Annotated in this window: 18 protein-coding genes; 9 read left to right on the top strand and 9 right to left on the bottom strand. The window is 67.9% G+C overall.

From position 1 onward, the window contains the following. The 8 genes from DIE22_RS24580 to DIE22_RS24545 form a co-directional block, all read left to right on the top strand. The coding region (locus DIE22_RS24580) for an aminotransferase class III-fold pyridoxal phosphate-dependent enzyme (protein WP_124606269.1) at positions 1-396 on the top strand (396 nt) is incomplete at its 5' end. 73 nt (positions 397-469) lie between these two features. Next, on the top strand, positions 470-1585 hold the full coding sequence (locus DIE22_RS24575) for a polyamine ABC transporter substrate-binding protein (protein ID WP_124499826.1): 1116 nt from the start codon (positions 470-472) through the stop codon (positions 1583-1585). A 190-nt stretch (positions 1586-1775) separates the two neighbouring features. Further along, positions 1776-2930, top strand: coding sequence for an ABC transporter ATP-binding protein (locus DIE22_RS24570; protein WP_124499827.1), 1155 nt, complete (start codon positions 1776-1778; stop codon positions 2928-2930). Between the two features lie 10 nt (positions 2931-2940). Beyond that, entirely contained in the window at positions 2941-3927 is a 987-nt protein-coding gene (locus tag DIE22_RS24565; protein WP_124606271.1) for an ABC transporter permease subunit, read from the top strand. Continuing rightward, positions 3924-4763, top strand: a complete 840-nt coding sequence (locus tag DIE22_RS24560; RefSeq protein WP_124499828.1) for an ABC transporter permease subunit — start codon at positions 3924-3926, stop codon at positions 4761-4763. Before DIE22_RS24565 ends, DIE22_RS24560 begins: the two co-directional genes overlap by 4 nt. Before the next feature lie 101 nt (positions 4764-4864). Beyond that, positions 4865-6439: a DUF3138 family protein gene (locus tag DIE22_RS24555; RefSeq protein WP_124499829.1), complete on the top strand. Its 1575-nt coding sequence runs from the start codon at positions 4865-4867 to the stop codon at positions 6437-6439. Positions 6440-6551: 112 nt separating this feature from the next. After that, positions 6552-7856, top strand: a complete 1305-nt coding sequence (locus DIE22_RS24550) for an FAD-binding oxidoreductase (protein WP_124606268.1) — start codon at positions 6552-6554, stop codon at positions 7854-7856. 25 nt (positions 7857-7881) lie between these two features. Next, on the top strand, positions 7882-9183 hold the full coding sequence (locus DIE22_RS24545; RefSeq protein ID WP_124499831.1) for an FAD-binding oxidoreductase: 1302 nt from the start codon (positions 7882-7884) through the stop codon (positions 9181-9183). A gap of 165 nt (positions 9184-9348) precedes the next feature. Here the strand turns inward: DIE22_RS24545 and DIE22_RS24540 are convergent, their stop codons facing one another. The 8 genes from DIE22_RS24540 to DIE22_RS24505 form a co-directional block, all read right to left on the bottom strand. Next, on the bottom strand, positions 9349-10014 hold the full coding sequence (locus tag DIE22_RS24540; protein WP_124499832.1) for a DUF799 domain-containing protein: 666 nt from the start codon (positions 10012-10014) through the stop codon (positions 9349-9351). A gap of 8 nt (positions 10015-10022) precedes the next feature. After that, entirely contained in the window at positions 10023-10451 is a 429-nt protein-coding gene (locus DIE22_RS24535; RefSeq protein WP_124499833.1) for a DUF4810 domain-containing protein, read from the bottom strand. 84 nt (positions 10452-10535) lie between these two features. Continuing rightward, on the bottom strand, positions 10536-11213 hold the full coding sequence (locus tag DIE22_RS24530) for a CsgG/HfaB family protein (RefSeq protein WP_124499834.1): 678 nt from the start codon (positions 11211-11213) through the stop codon (positions 10536-10538). A 443-nt stretch (positions 11214-11656) separates the two neighbouring features. Then, positions 11657-13012 (bottom strand): glutathione-disulfide reductase, encoded by a 1356-nt coding sequence (gene gor / locus DIE22_RS24525; protein ID WP_124499835.1) that lies wholly within the window; start codon positions 13010-13012, stop codon positions 11657-11659. A gap of 242 nt (positions 13013-13254) precedes the next feature. After that, positions 13255-13479: a hypothetical protein gene (locus tag DIE22_RS24520; RefSeq protein ID WP_124606267.1), complete on the bottom strand. Its 225-nt coding sequence runs from the start codon at positions 13477-13479 to the stop codon at positions 13255-13257. A 374-nt stretch (positions 13480-13853) separates the two neighbouring features. Then, positions 13854-14975 carry a porin gene (locus DIE22_RS24515; RefSeq protein ID WP_124499837.1) on the bottom strand — a complete coding sequence of 374 codons (1122 nt, stop codon included), beginning with the start codon at positions 14973-14975 and terminating at the stop codon, positions 13854-13856. Between the two features lie 415 nt (positions 14976-15390). Beyond that, positions 15391-15918 carry a chromate transporter gene (locus DIE22_RS24510; protein ID WP_124606266.1) on the bottom strand — a complete coding sequence of 176 codons (528 nt, stop codon included), beginning with the start codon at positions 15916-15918 and terminating at the stop codon, positions 15391-15393. Then, the gene (locus DIE22_RS24505; RefSeq protein ID WP_124606265.1) at positions 15915-16529 is read right to left on the bottom strand and encodes a chromate transporter; all 615 of its coding nucleotides are present in this window, start codon (positions 16527-16529) and stop codon (positions 15915-15917) included. The genes DIE22_RS24510 and DIE22_RS24505 overlap by 4 nt, the downstream gene beginning before the upstream one ends. Positions 16530-16625: 96 nt before the next feature. On the opposite strand from DIE22_RS24505, the gene DIE22_RS24500 reads away from it, so the two are divergent. Further along, positions 16626-17510 (top strand): transcriptional regulator GcvA, encoded by an 885-nt coding sequence (locus DIE22_RS24500; protein WP_124499840.1) that lies wholly within the window; start codon positions 16626-16628, stop codon positions 17508-17510. Between the two features lie 40 nt (positions 17511-17550). Here DIE22_RS24500 and DIE22_RS24495 read toward each other — a convergent pair whose 3' ends face one another. Further along, complete coding sequence (locus tag DIE22_RS24495) at positions 17551-18855, bottom strand: solute carrier family 23 protein (RefSeq protein WP_124499841.1); 1305 nt, start codon at positions 18853-18855, stop codon at positions 17551-17553. Positions 18856-18916 lie beyond the last annotated feature (61 nt).

Raw genomic sequence — 18916 nt, 5'->3', positions numbered from 1 at the left:
CCGGTCGCGGCGGCGGTTGCGGTCGCGAACCTGAAGCTGCTGCGCGACGAAGGAATCGTCGAGCGCGTGAAGCACGATACGGGCCCGTACTTCCAGGCGCTGATGCGCGAAACCTTCGCGCGTCACCCGATCGTCGGCGAAGTGCACGGCCATGGGATGGTCGCGAGCCTGCAGCTCGCCGAAGCGCCAGCCGAACGCCGGCGCTTCGCGAACGGCGGCGACGTCGGCACGATCTGCCGCGACTTCTGCTTCAACGGCAACCTGATCATGCGTGCGACCGGCGACCGGATGCTGCTGTCGCCGCCGCTCGTGATCTCGCGCCAGGAAATCGATGAACTCGTATCGAAGGCGAAGACGGCCGTCGATGCGACCGCCCGGCAACTGGGCCTTTCGTAACGACATTGCCTACAGGCGTGCGGCGGGCGCCGCACGCCACCCGCACGCCACCATCATCCAGGGGAATTCCACCATGCGTTCCAGCTTTCTTCGCCAGGCCTGTTCCGTCGCGGCCCTTGCCGCTGCTGCCGCGTTCACGTCGGTCGCCAGCCCGTCGGCGCATGCCGACGAGTTGAACATCTACAACTGGTCCGACTACATCGCGCCCGACACGATCCCGAACTTCCAGAAACAGACGGGCATCCACGTCAAGTACGACAACTACGACAGCGACGACACGCTGCAGGCGAAGCTGCTGGCGGGCAGCTCGGGCTACGACATCGTCGTGCCGACGTCGAACTACATGGCCAAGCAGATCCAGGCCGGCGTGTATCAGAAGCTCGACAAGTCGAAGATCCCGAACCTCGCGAACCTCGATCCGCTGCTGATGAAGATGATCTCGGATGCCGACCCGGGCAACCAGTACGGCGTTCCGTGGGCCTACGGCACGGACGGCATCGGCTACAACGCGCAGGCGGTGAAGAAGGTGCTCGGCGACAAGGCGCCCGTCGACAGCTGGGCGCTGGTGTTCGATCCGGCCAACATGGAAAAGCTGAAGAGCTGCGGCGTGTCGTTCCTCGACCAGGCCGTCGACGTGTTCGCGGCCACGCTGCAGTACATGGGCAAGGATCCGAACAGCAAGAATCCCGGCGACTACCAGGCCGCGTTCGAAGTCCTGAAGAAAGTCCGCCCGTACATCACCCAGTTCAACTCGTCCGGCTACATCAACGACCTCGCGAACAACGACGTGTGCGTCGCGCTCGGCTGGTCCGGCGACATCGGCATCGCGCACCGCCGCTCGTCGGAAGCGAAGCGCGCGTATGACATCAAGTTCGCGAACCCGAAGGAAGGCGGCTTGCTGTGGTTCGACGTGATGGTGATCCCGAAGGATGCACCGCACCCCGAGGCCGCGCTGAAGTGGATCAACTACGTGTCCGACGCGAAGGTCAACGCGGCGATCACCAACACGGTGTTCTACCCGACCGCGAACAAGGCCGCGCATCAGTTCGTCACGCCGGCCGTCGCGCAGGACCCGACCGTCTACCCGCCCGAGGACGTGCTGAAGAAGATGGTGCTGATGAAGCCGATGCCGGCCGACATCCTGCGCCTCGAGAACCGTCTGTGGGCGCAACTGAAGACGGGCCACTGATCACGAACCATCACGGCGGCGCAGGCATCCGCTGAACGCCTGCCCGCCCGGGATCCGCGGACGTTCCGTCCGCCCGCGCGCACCGCGCGCCCTGTTCCATCCGGCACGAGCCGTTGTCCGCGAGTCGCGTTGCGCGCCTCGCGCGGGGACGCTCACGCCTGCAATCCGTGAAGAACGAATGGTGACTCCCATGCAATCGATACCCTCTTCCGCTGCCGCACGCCAGACCCAACCGGCCGCCGTGGCCCGCTCCAGGAACGACGCCTTCGTGCGCATCGAAAACGTCGTGAAGAAGTTCGGCGACAGCACGGCCGTCGACAACGTGAACCTGACGATCGCGAAGAACGAGCTGTTCGCGCTGCTCGGCAGCTCGGGCTGCGGCAAGTCGACGCTGCTGCGCATGCTTGCCGGACTCGAGACGGCCACCTCCGGCAAGATCTTCGTCGACGGCGAAGACCTCGCGTCGCTGCCGCCATACCGCCGCCCGGTGAACATGATGTTCCAGTCGTATGCGTTGTTCCCGCACATGTCGGTCGAGTCGAACGTCGCGTTCGGGCTGAAGCAGGAAGGCACGCCGAAGCACGAAATCAGGGAACGCGTGGCCGACGCGCTCGCGCTCGTGCAGATGAGCAAGTACGCGAAGCGCAAGCCGCACCAGCTGTCCGGCGGCCAGCAGCAGCGCGTGGCGCTCGCCCGCTCGCTCGTCAAGCGCCCGAAGCTCTTGCTGCTCGACGAGCCGATGTCCGCGCTCGACAAGAAGATTCGCCAGAAGACCCAGCTCGAACTCGTGAACATCATCGAGAAGGTCGACGTGACCTGCGTGATGGTCACGCACGACCAGGAAGAGGCGATGACGATGGCGAGCCGCCTCGCGGTGATGAGCGAAGGCAGGATCGTGCAGATCGGCACGCCCGGCGAAGTGTACGAATACCCGAACAGCCGCTTCTCGGCCGAATTCATCGGCTCGACGAACCTGTTCGAAGGACGCGTGGTCGAGGACGAACCCGATCACATCTTCGTCGAAAGCGACGATCTCGAAGCCCGCATGTACGTGAGCCACGGCGTGACCGGCCCGCTGGGGATGCCGGTCGGCATCTCCGTGCGGCCCGAGCGCGTGCACGTGTCGCGCGACAAACCCGGCTCGCATCACAACTGGGCGCGCGGCGTCGTGACCGACATCGCGTACATGGGCAGCTACTCGCTGTATCACGTGCGCCTGCCGAGCGGCAAGACGGTGGTGTCGAACCTGTCGAGCTCGCACCTGATGCACGACGGTGCGCCGTCGTGGAACGACGACGTGTTCGTGTCGTGGTCGCCGGCCAGCGGCGTCGTGCTGACGCAGTGAGGACGACATGATGAGAACTTCCGCTTCCACTCCGTCCGCGCCGGTGTCGACCGGCGCGGCAAGCGCCGGCGCCGGCCGCACTCGCCGCGGCCGCTTCGCCGCGCTGTCGCGCTTCCTGCCGTCGGGCCGCGGCGTCGCGATCGGCGTGCCGTTCCTGTGGCTCACGATCTTCTTCGCGCTGCCGTTCGTGCTGGTGTTCAAGATCAGCTTCGCCGACCAGTTGATGGGCATCCCGCCCTACACGTCGCTCGTCGCGATCAAGGACGGCGCCGTGCACTTCGCGCTGCAGCTGTCGCACTACGCGTTCCTGCTGCAGGACGACCTGTACATCGCGACCTACCTCAGCTCGCTGAAGATGGCCGCCGTGTCGACGCTGCTGTGTTTGCTGATCGGCTACCCGATGGCGTACTACATCGCCCGCGCCGAACCGGGCCGGCGCAACGTGCTGATGATGGCCGTGATGCTGCCGTTCTGGACCTCGTTCCTGATCCGCGTGTACGCATGGATCGGCATCCTGAAGGACGACGGCCTGCTGAACCACGCGCTGATCGCGCTGGGCATCATCCACACGCCGCTGCGCCTCTATCACAGCGACGCGGGCGTCTACATCGGGATGGTCTATTCGTACCTGCCGTTCATGGTGATGCCGCTCTACGCGCACCTCGTGAAGATGGACCTCACGCTGCTCGAGGCCGCGTACGACCTCGGGGCGAAGCCGTGGGTCGCGTTCACGCGCATCACGCTGCCGCTGTCGAAGAACGGGATCATCGCCGGCAGCCTGCTGGTGTTCATCCCGGCGGTCGGCGAGTACGTGATTCCCGAGCTGCTCGGCGGTGCCGACACGCTGATGATCGGCCGCGTGATGTGGGATGAATTCTTCAACAACATGGACTGGCCGATGGCGTCCGCGGTGACGGTCGCGATGGTGCTGCTGTTGCTGGTGCCGATGGCGCTGTTCCAGTACTACCAGGTCAAGGAACTGGAGGAAGCGAAATGATCAAGCCGAGCAAACCGCTGTCGACGGGCGTTCTCGCCTTCGGCTTCCTGTTCCTGTACATCCCGATCATCAGCCTGGTCGTGTACTCGTTCAACGAGTCGAAGCTGGTGACGGTGTGGTCGGGCTTCTCGCTGAAGTGGTACGCGGCGCTGTGGCAGGACGACGAGCTGCTGGGCGCCGCATGGCTGTCGCTGAAGATCGGCCTGCTGACGGCCACCGCGTCGGTCGTGATCGGCACGTGGGCCGGCTTCGTGCTCGCGCGCTTCGGCCGCTTCAAGGGCTTCACGCTGTACACCGGGATGATCAACGCGCCGCTGGTGATTCCGGAGGTGATCCAGGGCATCTCGCTGCTCTTGCTGTTCGTCGCGCTGGAGCAGATGTTCGGCTGGCCGAAGGGGCGCGGGATGGTGACGATCTGGATCGGTCACGTGATGCTGTGCGTGTCGTACGTGGCGATCATCGTGCAGTCGCGCGTGAAGGAGATGAACAAGTCGCTCGAGGAAGCGGCGCTCGACCTGGGCGCGACGCCGCTGAAGGTGTTCTTCGTGGTGACGCTGCCGCTGATCTCGCAGGCGCTGCTGTCGGGCTGGCTGCTGTCGTTCACGCTGTCGATCGACGACCTGGTGCTGTCGGCGTTCCTGTCGGGCCCGGGCTCGACGACGCTGCCGCTGGTGGTGTTCTCACGCGTGCGGCTCGGGCTGAACCCTGAGATGAACGCGCTGGCGACGCTGTTCATCACGGCCGTGACGATCGGCGTGATCGTCGTGAACCAGATGATGATCGCGCGCGAACGGCGCCGGGTGGCCGACATGAAGGCGGCGTTCGCGGCGGCCTGACGCCCCGCTTCCCTTTCCCTCGATAACAAGATCCGCGCGCCGCGCGATGCGGCGCGCCAACCGAGCACACATTGACAGGCGCACGACAAGGAGAATCCGCAATGAAGAAGAAACTGATCTGCCTGCTGGTGGCCGGCGCGTTGCCGGGCATCGCGCTGGCCGACTCGACCTCCGCAGAAATCAAGGCACTGCAGGCGCAGGTCGCCGCGCTGCAGAAGCAGATGAAGGCCATGCAGGCGCAGCTTGCCGCGAAGCCGGGCGGCGCGCCGGTCGCGCAGGCCGGCGCGACGGCCGCGGCCAGGCCGGTGATCGTGGCCGCCGATCCGTCCTCGCCGGACTACGGCCGCGCGCAGGCCGCGCTGACCAACGACGAAGTCAGCGAAATGAAGCAGCAGATCGCGAACCAGCAGCTGAAGGTCGACTCGCTGACCGATGCGGCCAGCACCGGGCCGCTCGCGGGCCTGTCGGTGACGGGCTACATCGACCCGACCTACATCTACAACCGCGCGGCCGGCACGTCGTCGTTCCTGTTCGCGAACCACGAGAACGCGTACAACTACTTCAACAGCACGTTCGGCGACCTGTACCTCGACATCAAGAAGACCTTCGGCGTCGGCCCGATGGCGCCGTCGGCCGAGATCACGCTGATGCCGAACCGCGGCAACGGCATCACGCTGCTGCAGAACTCGCGCGGCTCGATCACCGACAACCTGCTGAACACCGCGGTCGTCAACGTGCCGATCAGCGCGTCGACGACGCTCGTCGCCGGCCTGATCCCGAGCTTCGGCGGCTACGAGGTGCAGCAGTCGAACCAGATGCTCACGCTCACGCACAACCTGCTGTACGACTTCTCCGATCCGGGCAGCTACGTCGGCGCGGGCGCGAACTACACGAAGGGCAACTGGGCGTGGAAGTTCTTCGTCGGCAACGAGCAGTACCGCACGTACGGCTCGGTCACGCAGACGGGCACCAACGCGCTCGGCGATCCGATCACGACCAGCAACAAGGTGCCGACCTTCACCGCGCGCGCGGACTATACGTGGTCGAGCGCGCTCGACATCGGCGGCTCGATCAACATCGGCCGCCAGACGCTGGCCAGCGCGATCGACGATCAGGGCAACGTGCATTACGGCCCGGGCGGCGCCGCGCCGAAAGCGTACGGCACGTTCTTCTTCGGCGAAATCGACGCGACCTACACGCTGGCCGACATCCAGTACAACGCCGAGCTCGACTACGGCCAGCAGCAGCATGCGGCGTACAACGGCGGGCTTGCGCAGTGGTACGGCCTGTCGCTGCTCGCGCACCGCAAGTTCAACGCGCCGGTGGTCGGCCGCATGGGCGTGACGCTGCGCTACGACGCGCTCGTGAACAGCAAGAACGGCGGCGGCGGCGGCGGCATCGCGCTGAACGGCAACGGGATGGATCCGTACAACGGCTTCGGCATCGATGCGGACTGCCGCGCGACGTCGCAGGCGAACGGCGGCCTGGGCTTCGAGTGCAAGGGGGCCGTGCGTCAGGACGTCGCGCTCGACCTGCTGTTCTATCCGACCCAGCAGATCACCGTGAAGGTCGAATACCGGCACGACTGGGCGAACAACAAGGTGTTCCTGCGGAACGACGGTTCGTACGGCAAGTCCAACGACCTGCTCGCGACGCAGTTCATCTACTCGTTCTGATGCAGGCCGCGCGGGACGCCGTGCCACAAGCATGGCGTCCCGCGCCGTTTCACCCGGCCGGCTCGCGGTGCCTCGCGCACCGTCGCCTGCCGTCTTCGAGGGAGCCGGATTGATGACGCAGTCTTTCACCCGCCGCGCCGATGCGCTCGCGCGCGACTCGTACTACGAAGCGACTGCCGCGCGGCCAGTGGTCGACGACCGCGTGCTGGAGGACGCGATCGACGTCGACGTGTGCGTGATCGGCGCGGGCTTCGCGGGCCTGTCGACGGCACTCGAGTGCCGTGCGCGCGGGTTGTCGGTCGCCGTGATCGACGCGCACCGGCCCGGCTGGGGCGCATCGGGCCGCAACGGCGGCCAGGCGATCACGGGCTTCGCGAAGGACGAGGTGATCGAGCGGCAGCTCGGCGCCGCCGGTGCACGCGCCGCATGGTCGCTGTCGCTCGACGGCGTCGCGCTGATCGCCGAGCGGATCGCCCGCTACGGGATCGACTGCGACTTCACGCGCGGCTACCTGACGGTCGCGACGAAGCCGCGCCGCGTCGACGACCTGCGCGCATGGATGGATGCCGCGAGCTCGCGCTGGGGCCATCCGTCGCTGTCGTGGCTCGACACCGGCGCGATCCGCGCGCGCATCGCGTCGCCCCGCTATCTGGCGGGTGTCTACGATCCGCTGTCGAGCCACCTGCATCCGCTCAAGTATTGCCTCGGCCTCGCCGATGCCGCGCGCCGCGAAGGCGTCGCGCTCCATGCGCATACGCCCGCGCTCAACGTCGTGCGCGGCGCACGGCCGGTCGTGCGCACGCCGTCGGGCGAAGTGCGCTGCCGCTTCGTCGTGTCGTGCTGCAACGCCGGCCCCGGCGGCATCCTGCCGGCCGCGACCGCCGCGCGCATCGCACCGATCGCGTCGTACATCATCGCGACCGAACCGCTCGGCCGCGCGCGCGCCGATGCGCTGATCGCGCGGCGCGAAGCCGTGTGCGACAACAACTTCTTCCTCGACTACTTCCGATTGTCGGCCGACCACCGGATGCTGTTCGGCGGCCGCGCGAATGCCGCGGGGGCATCGCCCGACACGCTCGCCGACACGATCCGGCAGCGCATGGCCGGCGTGTTCCCGCAGCTCGCCGACGTGCGCGTCGACCACGCGTGGGGCGGCTTCGTCGACGTCACGCGCAATCGCGCACCGGACTTCGGCGCGCTCGATCCGAACTTCTTCTACGTCCAGGGCTTCAGCGGACACGGCGTCGCGCTGACCGGGATCGCCGGGCGCACGATCGCCGGCGCGATCGCGGGCGACACGCGCGCATTCGACCTGTTCGCGCAACTGCGTCACCGGCGCTTTCCCGGCGGCAACGCGTGGCGGCAGCCCGCGCTCGAACTCGGGATGCTGTACCACCGCGTGCGCGAGCTGTTCTGAGTCCCATTCCTTTGCCATCCTGACCATGCAAACCTTCGCCAACCAGCCGCACGTCGCGTCGTACTACGCGGCGACCGCCAACGATACGACCCGCCATGCGCCGCTCGCCGGCGCGACCGACGCCGACGTGTGCGTGATCGGCGCGGGCCTCACCGGTTTGTCCGCCGCGCTCAACCTCGCCGAGCGCGGCCATTCGGTGACCGTGCTCGAGGCGTCGCGGGTCGGATGGGCGGCGAGCGGGCGCAACGGCGGGCAGCTGATCGGCGGCTTCGCGTGCGACATCGATACGTTCGGCAACTTCATGCCGGAAGGCGACGTGAAGCGGATCTGGGAGATGGGGCTCGAAACGCTGTCGCTCGTGAAGTCGCGCATCGCGCGGCACGACATCGACTGCGCGCTCGTGCCCGGCTACCTGAGCGCCGCGAACACCGAGCGCGACGCGGATGCGCTGAAGCGCTGGCGCGACGAGGCCGCGAAGCGCTTCGGCTACGACCGCTTCCATTTCGTCGAAGCGGATGCGCTCGGCGACTTCGTGCAGTCGGCGCGCTATCGCGGCGGCCTGTACGACCCCGACAGCGGCCACCTGCACCCGCTGAACTACACGCTCGGGCTCGCGCGCGCGGCGGTCGACGCCGGCGTGCGGATCCACGAGGACAGCTGCGTGACGCGCGTGCGGGACGTCACGGGCGGCCACGTCGTCGAGACCGGCCAGGGGCAGGTGCGCGCGCGCTTCGTCGTGCTCGCGTGCAACACCTACGTCGGCACGCTCGCGCCCGCGCTGTCGAGGAAGATCATGCCGGTCGGCACCTACGTGATCGCGACCGAGCCGCTCGGCGAAGCGCGCGCCGCCGCGCTGATGCCCGCGCGCGCGGCGGTCTGCGACAGCCGCTTCGTGCTCGACTATTTCCGGCCGGCGCCCGATACGCGGCTCGTGTGGGGCGGCAAGGTCAGCTATTCGACGCGGCCGCCGCGCAATCTCGCCGATGCGATGCGCGCGGACATGCTGAAGACGTTCCCGCAGCTCGCGGACGTGAAGGTCGACTACGCATGGGGCGGCTTCGTCGACATCACGATGAACCGCGCGCCGCATTTCGGGCGCGTGGCGCCGACGATGTATTTCGCGCAGGGCTTCTCGGGGCACGGCGTGAACACGACCGCGCTCGCGGGCAAGCTGATCGCCGAGGCGATCGACGGCCAGGCGAGCCGCTTCGACCTGTTCGGCAAGATCCGGCATCGCGACTTCCCCGGCGGCGCGACGCTGCGCACGCCGGCGCTGGTGCTCGCGATGAGCTGGTACCGGCTGCTCGACGCGTTCGGTATGCATTGAACGCCATCCCGGTGCGGTGCGGTGCGCTGCAAGTGTCGAACGCACGCCACACGCCAGTTCAAGACAGAAACGGCCGCGCAACAAGCGCGGCCGTTCGATCGGATCGCATGACGTCGGTGCGGCGGGCGAATTCCGCGCCCGCGCGCCGCGCACGACATGCGCCGCTCAGTCCGTCCCGTACTTCGGCGAATGCGGGCCGTACAGCAGCCCGTTGGGCGGGCCGGCCGACAGCAGCCGCGTGCTGGTGAAGGCGGCGACGTTGTGGCTTTGATCCATCAGCGTGTTCGCGATCTGCTTGACCGCGGCCGTCACGAGCATGCCGATCAGGCCGCCACCGCCGCTGTTGCCGCCTTCGTCGCTGCTCGCGCTTGCCTGGCCCTGCCACAGCACGTCGCCGGTACGCAGGTCGACGAGCTTCGCCGACGCCGACACGACCGATGCGCTTGCAAGGATCCGGTAGACGGTGCCGTACTGCGACACCTTCGAATACAGCGCGGCATCCGCACCGAAGATCTCGCGCAGCTTCGCGGGCGACGTCTGCTGGATCTCGGCCGCGTTGGTCAGGCCGTTCTGCTTGAAGGTCTCGTCCATCACGGCGACCGGCACCACGTAGTAGCCGGATTCGGCGAGCGGCAGCGTCATCTGCGACAGCATCCCGTAGGTCGCCGTCACGTCGGACGTCTCGTTGACGGGCGGCAGCACGAGGATCGAGCGCGGCTGGCTCTTCTTGAACGCCGTGTAGTCGGGTCGTTTCACCGGCTGCGCGCACGCGCTCAGCAGCGCGACGAGCGACAGCACGGACATCAGCTTGAATGAGAGTGTCTTGAACATGGCGGGCGTCACGGTTTGGCGGTGGGCGGGGCGGGATCCTTCTGGCCGGCGATCGCCTGGTCGGCCGTCTTCTGATCCGCGCTCTTCGGCGCACCGGACTTCTTCTTCAGCAGGAAATCCATGTAGGTCGACGATTCCGGAAACAACTGCTTCTCGGCCTGCAGTTCCTGTTCGGCCTGCTGCTCGTTGCCGACGCTCGCGTACAGCATCCCCAGATGCGCGTGGAAGCCCGGCGGCGGCGTATGGCCCTTCGCGCGGATCTCCTGCAGCGCCTTTTCGAGCGCGTCGATCTGCTCCTGCGGCCCGCTCTGCCCCTTGAAGTATTCGTACACCTGCGGCTGATAGCCGGTCCACTGATACAGCGGCGGCGTGGAGCTCGCGCAGCCGGCGAGCAGCAAGGCGGCGGCGGTTGCCGGCAGCCAGTTACCCCGTTTCATGGTCTGTTCTCTTTTTTGATGTCGTGGTGAATCGGTCCAGCGCGGCGCCGGACCCGGCGCGCGCTGCGGCATGCGCTGCGACGCTTACTGCGGCGCCTTCAGCGTGCCGGCGTCGACCTGGTCGACGAGATGGTTGACGGCTTCCTGGATCGCGAGGTCCAGTACCTTGCCGTTGAGCGTCGAGTCGTAGCCGGCGGTGCCGCCGAAGCCGATCACTTCGCGGTTCGACAGGCTGAACTCGCCCGCGCCCTGGCTCGATGCGACAACTTCCGACGTCGTCGTGTCGACGATGTTCAGGTTGACCTTCGCATACGCGACCTGCGTCTTGCCGCGACCGAGAATGCCGAACAGCTGGTGATCGCCGACGTCCTTGCGGCCGAATTCGGTCACGTCGCCGGTCACGACGTAGTTCGCGCCCTTCACGGCCTGCGCCTTCTTCATGAAGCCGGCTTCCTGCTTGATCTCGTCGAGGTTCTCGCGATCGAGCACATTGAAGCGGCGGCTCTGCTGCAGGCGCGTGACGAGGATCGTCTTCGCCTGTCCGCCGAGGCGGTCGATGCCGTCCGAGAAGATGCCGCGCATATAGCTCGAGCGGTTGTCGAACTTGCCGACCGCGATCGCGACGGGCTTGCCCGCATACGGCTTCTGCGCGCTGCTCACGGCCGGCACGTCGAGCGTGCGCGACGATTCGGTCGCGCAGCCGGACAGCGCCGCGACGAGCGCCGCCGCAGCGAGAACGGTGCGTCGTGTCTGATTGTTCACTGCTGGTCTCCTTGCGTGAAAAGATTGCCCGAAACGGGCACGCCGGCTCACTGACGAACCGGCGGTCGATGCGGTGATCGAAACGACCGGGGCGCGCATCGGCGCGCGCGACTTCATCGCCCGGATGGCGATGGAGATGGCGGCATGCGAAGGGAAAGTGCGCGCAACGGACGTGTTGCGGCAAGACGCGAACGCGCGGCGCATGGATCGACAACCCCGCGTGCGCCGGCTACCCCGTCATTCTGCTTGCTGCGCTGTTGATCGCGCATGATCGGCCCCGTATATGATTTTGGCCGATCATACCAAGCCTGATTGTCGCGACGGCATTTCTTGAGAAGAATTGACGTTCTTTACGAATCACGGCAAATCCGTGATACGTCCCGCGCCAACGGAGCATGCGCGGAACACCCGCGCCGGCCCGCGAGCCGGCGCGCCGGTTGCAGCTAGCCGGCCACCTTCTGCCGCATCGTCACGAACTCCTCGGCCGCGGTCGGGTGAATGCCGATCGTGTCGTCGAACTGCGCCTTCGTCGCGCCCGCGCGGATCGCGATCGCGATGCCCTGGATGATCTCGCCCGCGTCGCGGCCGACCATGTGCGCGCCGATCACGCGCTGGCTGTCGCGCGCGACCACCAGCTTCATCAGCGTGCGCTCGTCGCGGCCCGACAGCGTGTGGCGCAGCGCCTTGAACGACGTGCGATAGATGTCGAGCTCGCCGTGCACGCGACGCGCATCGGCCTCGGTCAGGCCGACCGTCGCGACCTCGGGCTGGCTGAACACGGCCGACGGCACATAGTCGTGATCGGCCGCGACACGCGACCCGCCGAACAGTGTCCGCGCGAGCAGCGCGCCGTCGCGCGTCGCGACCGGCGTGAGCTGCGGCCGCGACGTCACGTCGCCGATCGCATGGATCGATTCGACCGATGTCGCCGAATACGCATCGACCGCGATCGCGCCGCGCGCGTCGAGCAGCACGCCCGCGCGTTCGAGCCCGAGCCCCTCGACGTTCGGCACGCGGCCGGTCGCATAGAGCACCGCGTCGTACGGCCCGTGCCGCGCATCGCCGACGCGCACGGAGAGCGTGCCGTCGTCCGCGCGCGCGATCGATTCGACCACCGTGCGCGCGTGGATCGCGACGCCCTGCCTGGTCATCTCGTCGGTCAGGAATTGCCGCACGTCGTCGTCGAAGCCGCGCAGGATCTTCTCGCCGCGATAGAACAGGTCGACATGGCTGCCGATGCCGTTGAAGATGCCCGCGAACTCGACCGCGATGTAGCCGCCGCCGACCACCGCGATGCGCTCGGGCAGCGTCGCGAGCGACAGCGCCTCGCGCGACGTGATCGCATGCTCGATGCCGGGCCGCGCCGGAAGCGACGGGCGCGAGCCGGTCGCGATCGCGATGTGGCGCGCGCGGATGGTGCGCGCGCCGATCGCGACCGTATGCGCGTCGACGAGCGTCGCGCGCCCCGCGTGCATCTCGACGCCGGACTGTCGCAGCAGGTTGATGTAGATGTCGCTGAGCCGGTTGATTTCGCGATCCTTCGCGGCGATCAGCGCGGGCCAGTCGAGCGTGCCGGCGCCGAAGGTCCAGCCGAAGCCCTTCGCGTCCTCGAGCTCGTGCGGATAATGCGATGCGTAGACGAGCAGCTTCTTCGGGATGCAGCCGCGCAGCACGCAGGTGCCGCCGATCTGCTCCTCTTCCGCTATCCCGACGCGCGCGCCGTATGACGCCGACATCCGGGCGAGCCTCACGCCGCCGGAGCCGGCCCCGATGACGAACAGGTCGTAGTCGAAATCCATCGCAAGCCCTCATCGCAGTTCGGATGACGGCACGATAGCAAGATTCCGGAATTCGTGCGGAGCGTGGCACCGCGGCGCACGCCCCATAAAAAACGGCGAGAGACGTCGCCTCTCGCCGGTCAAACCAGCTGCCGGGTGTGCCATGCGTCACCGATCGACCACATGCCCGGCCTGCCGGCCGCGCGGCACCGGTCCGCCCGGGCGCGCGAACGGCGCACCCGTGGCGGGACCAGCCGCCATGCTCAGGCCTGCGACGTGTCGCTGCCGTCCGTCGCCTGCGTTTCGTCTGCCTGCTGGGGCTGCTCCTCCTTCTTCTCGAGCAGGCCTTCGAGCGCTTCGGCGCCCTTGAAGCCGGCGACGGCCGCCGCCGCCTTGGTCAGCAGGCCCGCATCCGGATCGAGCTTCTCCGCTGCCTCGACGGCCGCCACGGCGCCAGCGATTTCACCCAAGGTGTTCAGAATACCCATCGTCATCCCCTTTGAAGACAATCGTGAGCGCATCGTCCCACGAAAAAAACCGGCAGACCGTGCTTGTCATCACCGGATACACAAGTTACGCGCCGCGCCGGCCGCCCGCGAAAACGCGCGCCGGCACGACGCCCGCGCGGGCGTTGCGGCACACCGCGGACCCTGCACGCAGCGTAGCGGAATCGCTTCGCGCGCACTGTCAAAGTATGTTCCGGATTGCCGACGGAACCCTTACGGGCGGGACGTTCCCGATGGAGCGATCGCTGAATGGTCGTCCGCGCGCATGAAGTTCGCGTGACGAAAAAAAAGAGGCTCCCGCGGGAGCCTCTTCGATGCGCGCCCTGCCGGGGCCGGCGCACGCGTTGCGACTTTCGTCAGAAGATATTGCGCAGGCCGATCGCGATGCCGGTCTGGTTGCTGCGCCCCGGCAGCTCGACGTTCGCCGCGCCGTTCGTCTTGTTGAAGTCGACGGTGCCGTAGACTTCCGTGCGCTTGCTGAGCGCATATTCGGCGATGCCGACGATCGCGTAGCGGTTGCCGCTCGCGAGCGTGCCGTTCGCGGTCATCGCGTTGCGCATGTGGTCGTAGTAGAACGCGCCCGTCAGCGTCAGCGGCGTGCTGACCTGCCAGCTCACGCCCGCGAACGGACCGTCGTCGATCCGGCCCGTGCCCTTCGCGACCGGGATCGACTGCTGCGCGAGCAGGCTGTCGACGAAACCGGTGTCGTCCTTCGAGCGCAGGTAGCCCGCATAGACCTTCGCCTTGCTGAACGCATACACCACGTTCGCGTGGTAGATCGTCTGCTTGCGGGCGGAGTTGTCGCTGTTCTGCTGCGCGCCGGCCGCGATGCTGAGCGGGCCCGCCACGTACGACAGCGACACGCCCCATGCATTGCCCTTGCCGAGCGAACCCGGGATCTGGCCCGAGAAGCCGCCGGCGCCGGTCGATTCGTAGTTGGTGCCCGTCGAGTACATCGCCTTCGCGGTCAGGCCGGCGAACTTGCCGGTGTACTTGATCTGGTTGTCCGCATACAGGCCGCCGCCCAGCGCGACCGGCAGCCACGCGTTTTCGAGGTAGTTGCCGACGGTCAGCGGATCGTAGGTGTCCGACAGCAGGTCGAACAGCGGGGTCTTCTGGCGGCCGAGGGTCACCGTGCCGTACGGGCTCTGCAGGCCGACGTACGCTGCGCGGTTGAACAGGCGGCCGCTGTCGGCGAATGCGCCGTTCTGCAGGTTCACGCCGCTTTCGAGGTTGAACAGGGCCTTCAGGCCGCCGCCGAGGTCTTCCGTGCCGTAGATGCCGAAGCGGCTGTTGGTGATCGCGCCGTTGGTCATCGACAGCAGGCCGTCGTTCTTGGCGTTTGCGTTGGTCAGGTACCGGATGCTGGCGTCGGCGACGCCCCAGAGCGTGACCGAGCTTTGTGCGGCTGCGTACTGGCTGGCGAAGGCCAGGGCCGCGCCCCCTGCGATGGCTGCGAGTCGGGTGGTCTGCTTCATGAGCTTTCCTTTTTGTAGGTGTCTCCAGTCATGGCCGGCCGCGTGCGCAGCCGGGTGGCAATCGCGCACGCTCATGGCGCGCGCGATGTGGGCTGAATCATAAGACGAGTGCGCGCCCTGAAAGAAATTGAAACGCGCGGCAACGCGCGATTGTCGCCCGGGAACAACGCTTCCCGCGCCGGGCTTGCCTCGCGCGGCCGGCGCGGTGCGCGGCGATGCCGGAAAGGAAGGCGGTGCTGCAAGGAGCAAACGCGGAGCGGGCGATGGGCCGTGCGGCGGCGGCCCGGCACGCACGGTCAGGCCGGCCGTGGCGTCACTGCCATCCCCGCGCCGCCACGCACGCCGCACGATCTCCGCGAACGCACCGGCGAGCAGCAGCACGGCGCCCGGCGTCGCCGCGGCATCCGGCCGCTGCTCACTGGCCGATGCCGGTGAGCCCGATCAGCGCGCCGGCCGCGAGCAGCCACAGCGGATGGATGCGCGTGCGCCACGCGAGCATCGCGCATGCGGCGGTGATGCCCCACTGGATCGCCGAGCGGTTCGACGCTTCCGAGATCAGCACCGCGCTCGCCGCGACGAGCCCGGCCGTGACCGGCATCAGCCCCTGCTGCACGTAGCGGCGCCACGGCCGGTCGCGAAAGCGCTCCCACGCATGCAGCGCGAGCACGGTGACGACCGACGACGGCCCGAACTTCGCGATCGACGCGACCAGCAGCCCGGACCAGCCGGCCACGTGCCAGCCGACCAGCGACACGATCATCATGTTCGGCCCCGGCGCCGCCTGCGCGAGCGCGAACAGCGCGGTGAACGCGTGCGCGCTCATCCAGTGATGGACGTCGACGACCTGCCGCTGCATCTCCGGCAGGATCGTGTTGCCGCCGCCGAACGCGAGCAGCGACAGCTGGCTGAAGATCGTCGCGATCGCGATCAGCGTGTCGTTCATGACTGGCCTGCGTCGCGCGCGGCGGTACGCTGCGATGCCGGCGCGTCGCGGCGCCGCGACGCGAGCCAGATGCTGACCGGCGTCAGCACCAGCATCGTGGTCAGGAGCGGAATGCGCAGCACCGCGATCGCGACGAACGCGAGCGCCGCGATGCCGGCCGCCGTGCGCGGTGCGTGCAGCAACGGTTTCGCGACCTTCACGGCCATCGCGACCAGCAGGCCCGCGGCCGCGGCAGCGAGCCCGCCGAACAGGTGCTGCACGCGCGGATCGCCCTGCGTCTTCGCATACAGCACGCCGAGCGCGACGACGACGAGCGTCGGGCCCGCGATCAGCCCGAGAATGCCGGCGAACGCGCCCGCGACGCCGCGAAAGCGCATGCCGACGGCGACTGACAGGTTGATCACGTTGCCGCCCGGCAGGAACTGGCACAGGCCGAGCAGATCGGTGAATTCGTCGGCGGACAGCCATTTGCGTTCGTCGACGATCGTGCGCCGCGCGAACGGCAGCGCGCCGCCGAACGACATCAGGCCGAGCGACAGGAAGCCGGTGAACAGCTCGGCGAGGCCGACCCGGCCTGGGGCCGCGGCAGGCGGCGGAGCAACGGATTGCATGGGGCTCCTCATTAAACGGTGCCCCGAGGTTAGCGCCGTTCAGGATGCCTGCAAAACGATTTTATCGACACGCCCTTGTGATCTAGAATCACAAGCATGGCACGCGATCTCCCGCCCTTTTCCGCGCTTCGGGCCTTTGAAGCAGCGGCACGACATGAAAGCTTCAGCGCCGCCGGCGACGAGCTCCATGTGACTCACGGTGCCATCAGCCGGCAGATCGCCGGCTTCGAGGCGTGGCTCGGCAAGCCGGTGTTCCACCGCTACGGCAAGCGCGTGAAGCTCACCGACGAGGGCCGCCGTTATCTGGACACCGTTCGCGCCGCGTTCGACAGCATCGCGCTCGCCACCGAGCAGCTGCGCAATACCGGTGCCGCGCGCGTGCTGCGCATCAACGCGCTGCCGACCTTCGCGATGAAATGGCTGCTGCCGCGCCTGTCGCGGTTCCAGCGCGACGTGCCGAACGTCGAGTTGAAGCTGTCCACGTCGAACGCGCCGCTCGACGCGCTCGACGGCTTCGACGTCGCGATCCGCCGCGGCCCCGGCCACTGGCCGAGCTGCACGAGCGGCCACTTCCTCGACGAAAGCGTGATTCCGGTCTGCAGCCCCGCGCTGCTCAAGCGTGCGCCGATCACCCGCGCGGACGATCTCGCACGGCACGTGCTGCTGCATTCGGATACGCGGCCGGAAGGCTGGCGCGACTGGTTCGCGGCGGCCGGCGTGACGATGAAGGGGCGCAAGCGGCAGTCGTTCGACCACTTCTACCTGGCGCTGCAGGCGGCCGTCGACGGGCTGGGCGTCGCGCTCGGCCCGCTGCCGCTGATCGACGACGAGCTCGCGAACGGGCGCCTGGTGATGCCGCTCGACGGGCCGCGCATCGCGACGCGCAGCTACTGGTGGATCGCGCCGCGCGCGCCGGCCGGCGATCCGCTCGTCGCGCAGTTCTGCGCGTGGCTGCAGGCGCAGTCGAACACCGGCGCGTGAGTGCGCACCGGCGGGCGGCATTGCACCGCCCGCTCCCGGGTCAGACCACCGGGCCCGGTTCCTTTTCCTTGCGCAGGATCGCGTACAGGATGATCGCGCCGAAGGTCGCGGTGCCGATCCCGCCGAGCCCGAAGCCGCCGAACTTCAGCGAGAAGTCGCCCGCGCCGAGCACCAGCGTGACGGCCGCGACGATCAGGTTGCGGTTGTCGGAGAAGTCGACCTTGTTGACGACCCAGATCCGCGCGCCCGTCACCGCGATCAGCCCGAACACGACGATCGACACGCCGCCGAGCACCGGGCCCGGAATCGTCTGGATCACCGCGCCGAACTTCGGCGAGAAGCCGAGCCCGATCGCGATCAGCGCGGCGACCGCGAACACCAGCGTCGAATAGATCCGCGTGACCGCCATCACGCCGATATTCTCCGCGTAGGTGGTCACGCCCGTGCCGCCGACGCTGCCGGACACGATCGTCGCAAGCCCGTCGCCGATGAACGCACGGCCGACGTAGCGGTCGAGGTTGGTCCCCGTCATCGCGCTGACGGCCTTGATGTGGCCGAGGTTCTCCGCGACCAGGATCACCGCGATCGGCGCGAGCATCAGCATCGCGTGCGGATCGAAGACGGGCGCACGGAAGCCCGGCACCCCGAACCACGCGGCGTGCGCGACGATCGCGAAATCGACCGGCTTGCCGAGACCCATCCCGTTGGTCGCGATCGCGTAGATCGCGTAGGCGATCACGAGCCCGACGAGGATCAGCAGGCGCTGCACCATCCCGCGCGCGAACACCGCGACGCCGCCGACGCACAGCACCGTAACGAGCGCCATCACCGAGTCGAAGGTCGATGCCGACACGCCCTTGACCGCGATCGGCGCGAGGTTCAGCCCGATCACCGCGACCACCGCGCCGGTCACGACGGGCGGCATCAGCGTCTCGATCCAGCGCGTGCCGATCGCCTGCACCAGCGCGCCGAGCGCGACGTACACCACACCGCACGCGATGATCCCGCCGAGCGCGACCGGGATGTTCGGGTTCGGGCCGCTGCCGCCGTAGCCCGTCACCGCGATCACGAGGCCGATGAACGCGAAGCTCGAGCCGAGGTAGCTCGGCACGCGGCCGCCGACCAGCACGAAGAACAGCAGCGTGCCGATGCCCGACATGAAGATGCACAGGTTCGGGTCGAAGCCCATCAGCAGCGGCGCGAGCACGGTCGAGCCGAACATCGCGACGACGTGCTGCACGCCCATCGCGACCATCTGCGGCCACGCGAGGCGTTCGTCGGGGCCGACCACGCGCGACGCGCCGGTCGATTGCACCCGCCAGCGCGGGAAGTAGGAATCGGACATGGGGAAAGGGGCTCCTGTCGAACGCCGGCGGCGGACGGTGCGCCGGTCTGGAATCTGGCGC

It is taken from the genome of Burkholderia sp. Bp9142 (assembly GCF_003853415.1).
GTDB lineage: Bacteria > Pseudomonadota > Gammaproteobacteria > Burkholderiales > Burkholderiaceae > Burkholderia.
The sequence above is the reverse complement of the archived record's forward strand: the minus strand, read 5'-3'. Positions and strand labels throughout refer to the sequence as shown.

What these genes read in the sequence shown, in the direction of transcription:
- DIE22_RS24575 (WP_124499826.1), top strand. Translation starts at nt 470, where the DNA reads ATGCGTTCCAGCTTTCTTCGCCAGGCCTGTTCCGTCGCGGCCCTTGCC.
- DIE22_RS24570 (WP_124499827.1), top strand. Translation starts at nt 1,776, where the DNA reads ATGCAATCGATACCCTCTTCCGCTGCCGCACGCCAGACCCAACCGGCC.
- DIE22_RS24565 (WP_124606271.1), top strand. Translation starts at nt 2,941, where the DNA reads ATGAGAACTTCCGCTTCCACTCCGTCCGCGCCGGTGTCGACCGGCGCG.
- DIE22_RS24560 (WP_124499828.1), top strand. Translation starts at nt 3,924, where the DNA reads ATGATCAAGCCGAGCAAACCGCTGTCGACGGGCGTTCTCGCCTTCGGC.
- DIE22_RS24555 (WP_124499829.1), top strand. Translation starts at nt 4,865, where the DNA reads ATGAAGAAGAAACTGATCTGCCTGCTGGTGGCCGGCGCGTTGCCGGGC.
- DIE22_RS24550 (WP_124606268.1), top strand. Translation starts at nt 6,552, where the DNA reads ATGACGCAGTCTTTCACCCGCCGCGCCGATGCGCTCGCGCGCGACTCG.
- DIE22_RS24545 (WP_124499831.1), top strand. Translation starts at nt 7,882, where the DNA reads ATGCAAACCTTCGCCAACCAGCCGCACGTCGCGTCGTACTACGCGGCG.
- DIE22_RS24540 (WP_124499832.1), bottom strand. Translation starts at nt 10,014, where the DNA reads ATGTTCAAGACACTCTCATTCAAGCTGATGTCCGTGCTGTCGCTCGTC.
- DIE22_RS24535 (WP_124499833.1), bottom strand. Translation starts at nt 10,451, where the DNA reads ATGAAACGGGGTAACTGGCTGCCGGCAACCGCCGCCGCCTTGCTGCTC.
- gor (WP_124499835.1), bottom strand. Translation starts at nt 13,012, where the DNA reads ATGGATTTCGACTACGACCTGTTCGTCATCGGGGCCGGCTCCGGCGGC.
- DIE22_RS24520 (WP_124606267.1), bottom strand. Translation starts at nt 13,479, where the DNA reads ATGGGTATTCTGAACACCTTGGGTGAAATCGCTGGCGCCGTGGCGGCC.
- DIE22_RS24515 (WP_124499837.1), bottom strand. Translation starts at nt 14,975, where the DNA reads ATGAAGCAGACCACCCGACTCGCAGCCATCGCAGGGGGCGCGGCCCTG.
- DIE22_RS24510 (WP_124606266.1), bottom strand. Translation starts at nt 15,918, where the DNA reads ATGAACGACACGCTGATCGCGATCGCGACGATCTTCAGCCAGCTGTCG.
- DIE22_RS24505 (WP_124606265.1), bottom strand. Translation starts at nt 16,529, where the DNA reads ATGCAATCCGTTGCTCCGCCGCCTGCCGCGGCCCCAGGCCGGGTCGGC.
- DIE22_RS24500 (WP_124499840.1), top strand. Translation starts at nt 16,626, where the DNA reads ATGGCACGCGATCTCCCGCCCTTTTCCGCGCTTCGGGCCTTTGAAGCA.
- DIE22_RS24495 (WP_124499841.1), bottom strand. Translation starts at nt 18,855, where the DNA reads ATGTCCGATTCCTACTTCCCGCGCTGGCGGGTGCAATCGACCGGCGCG.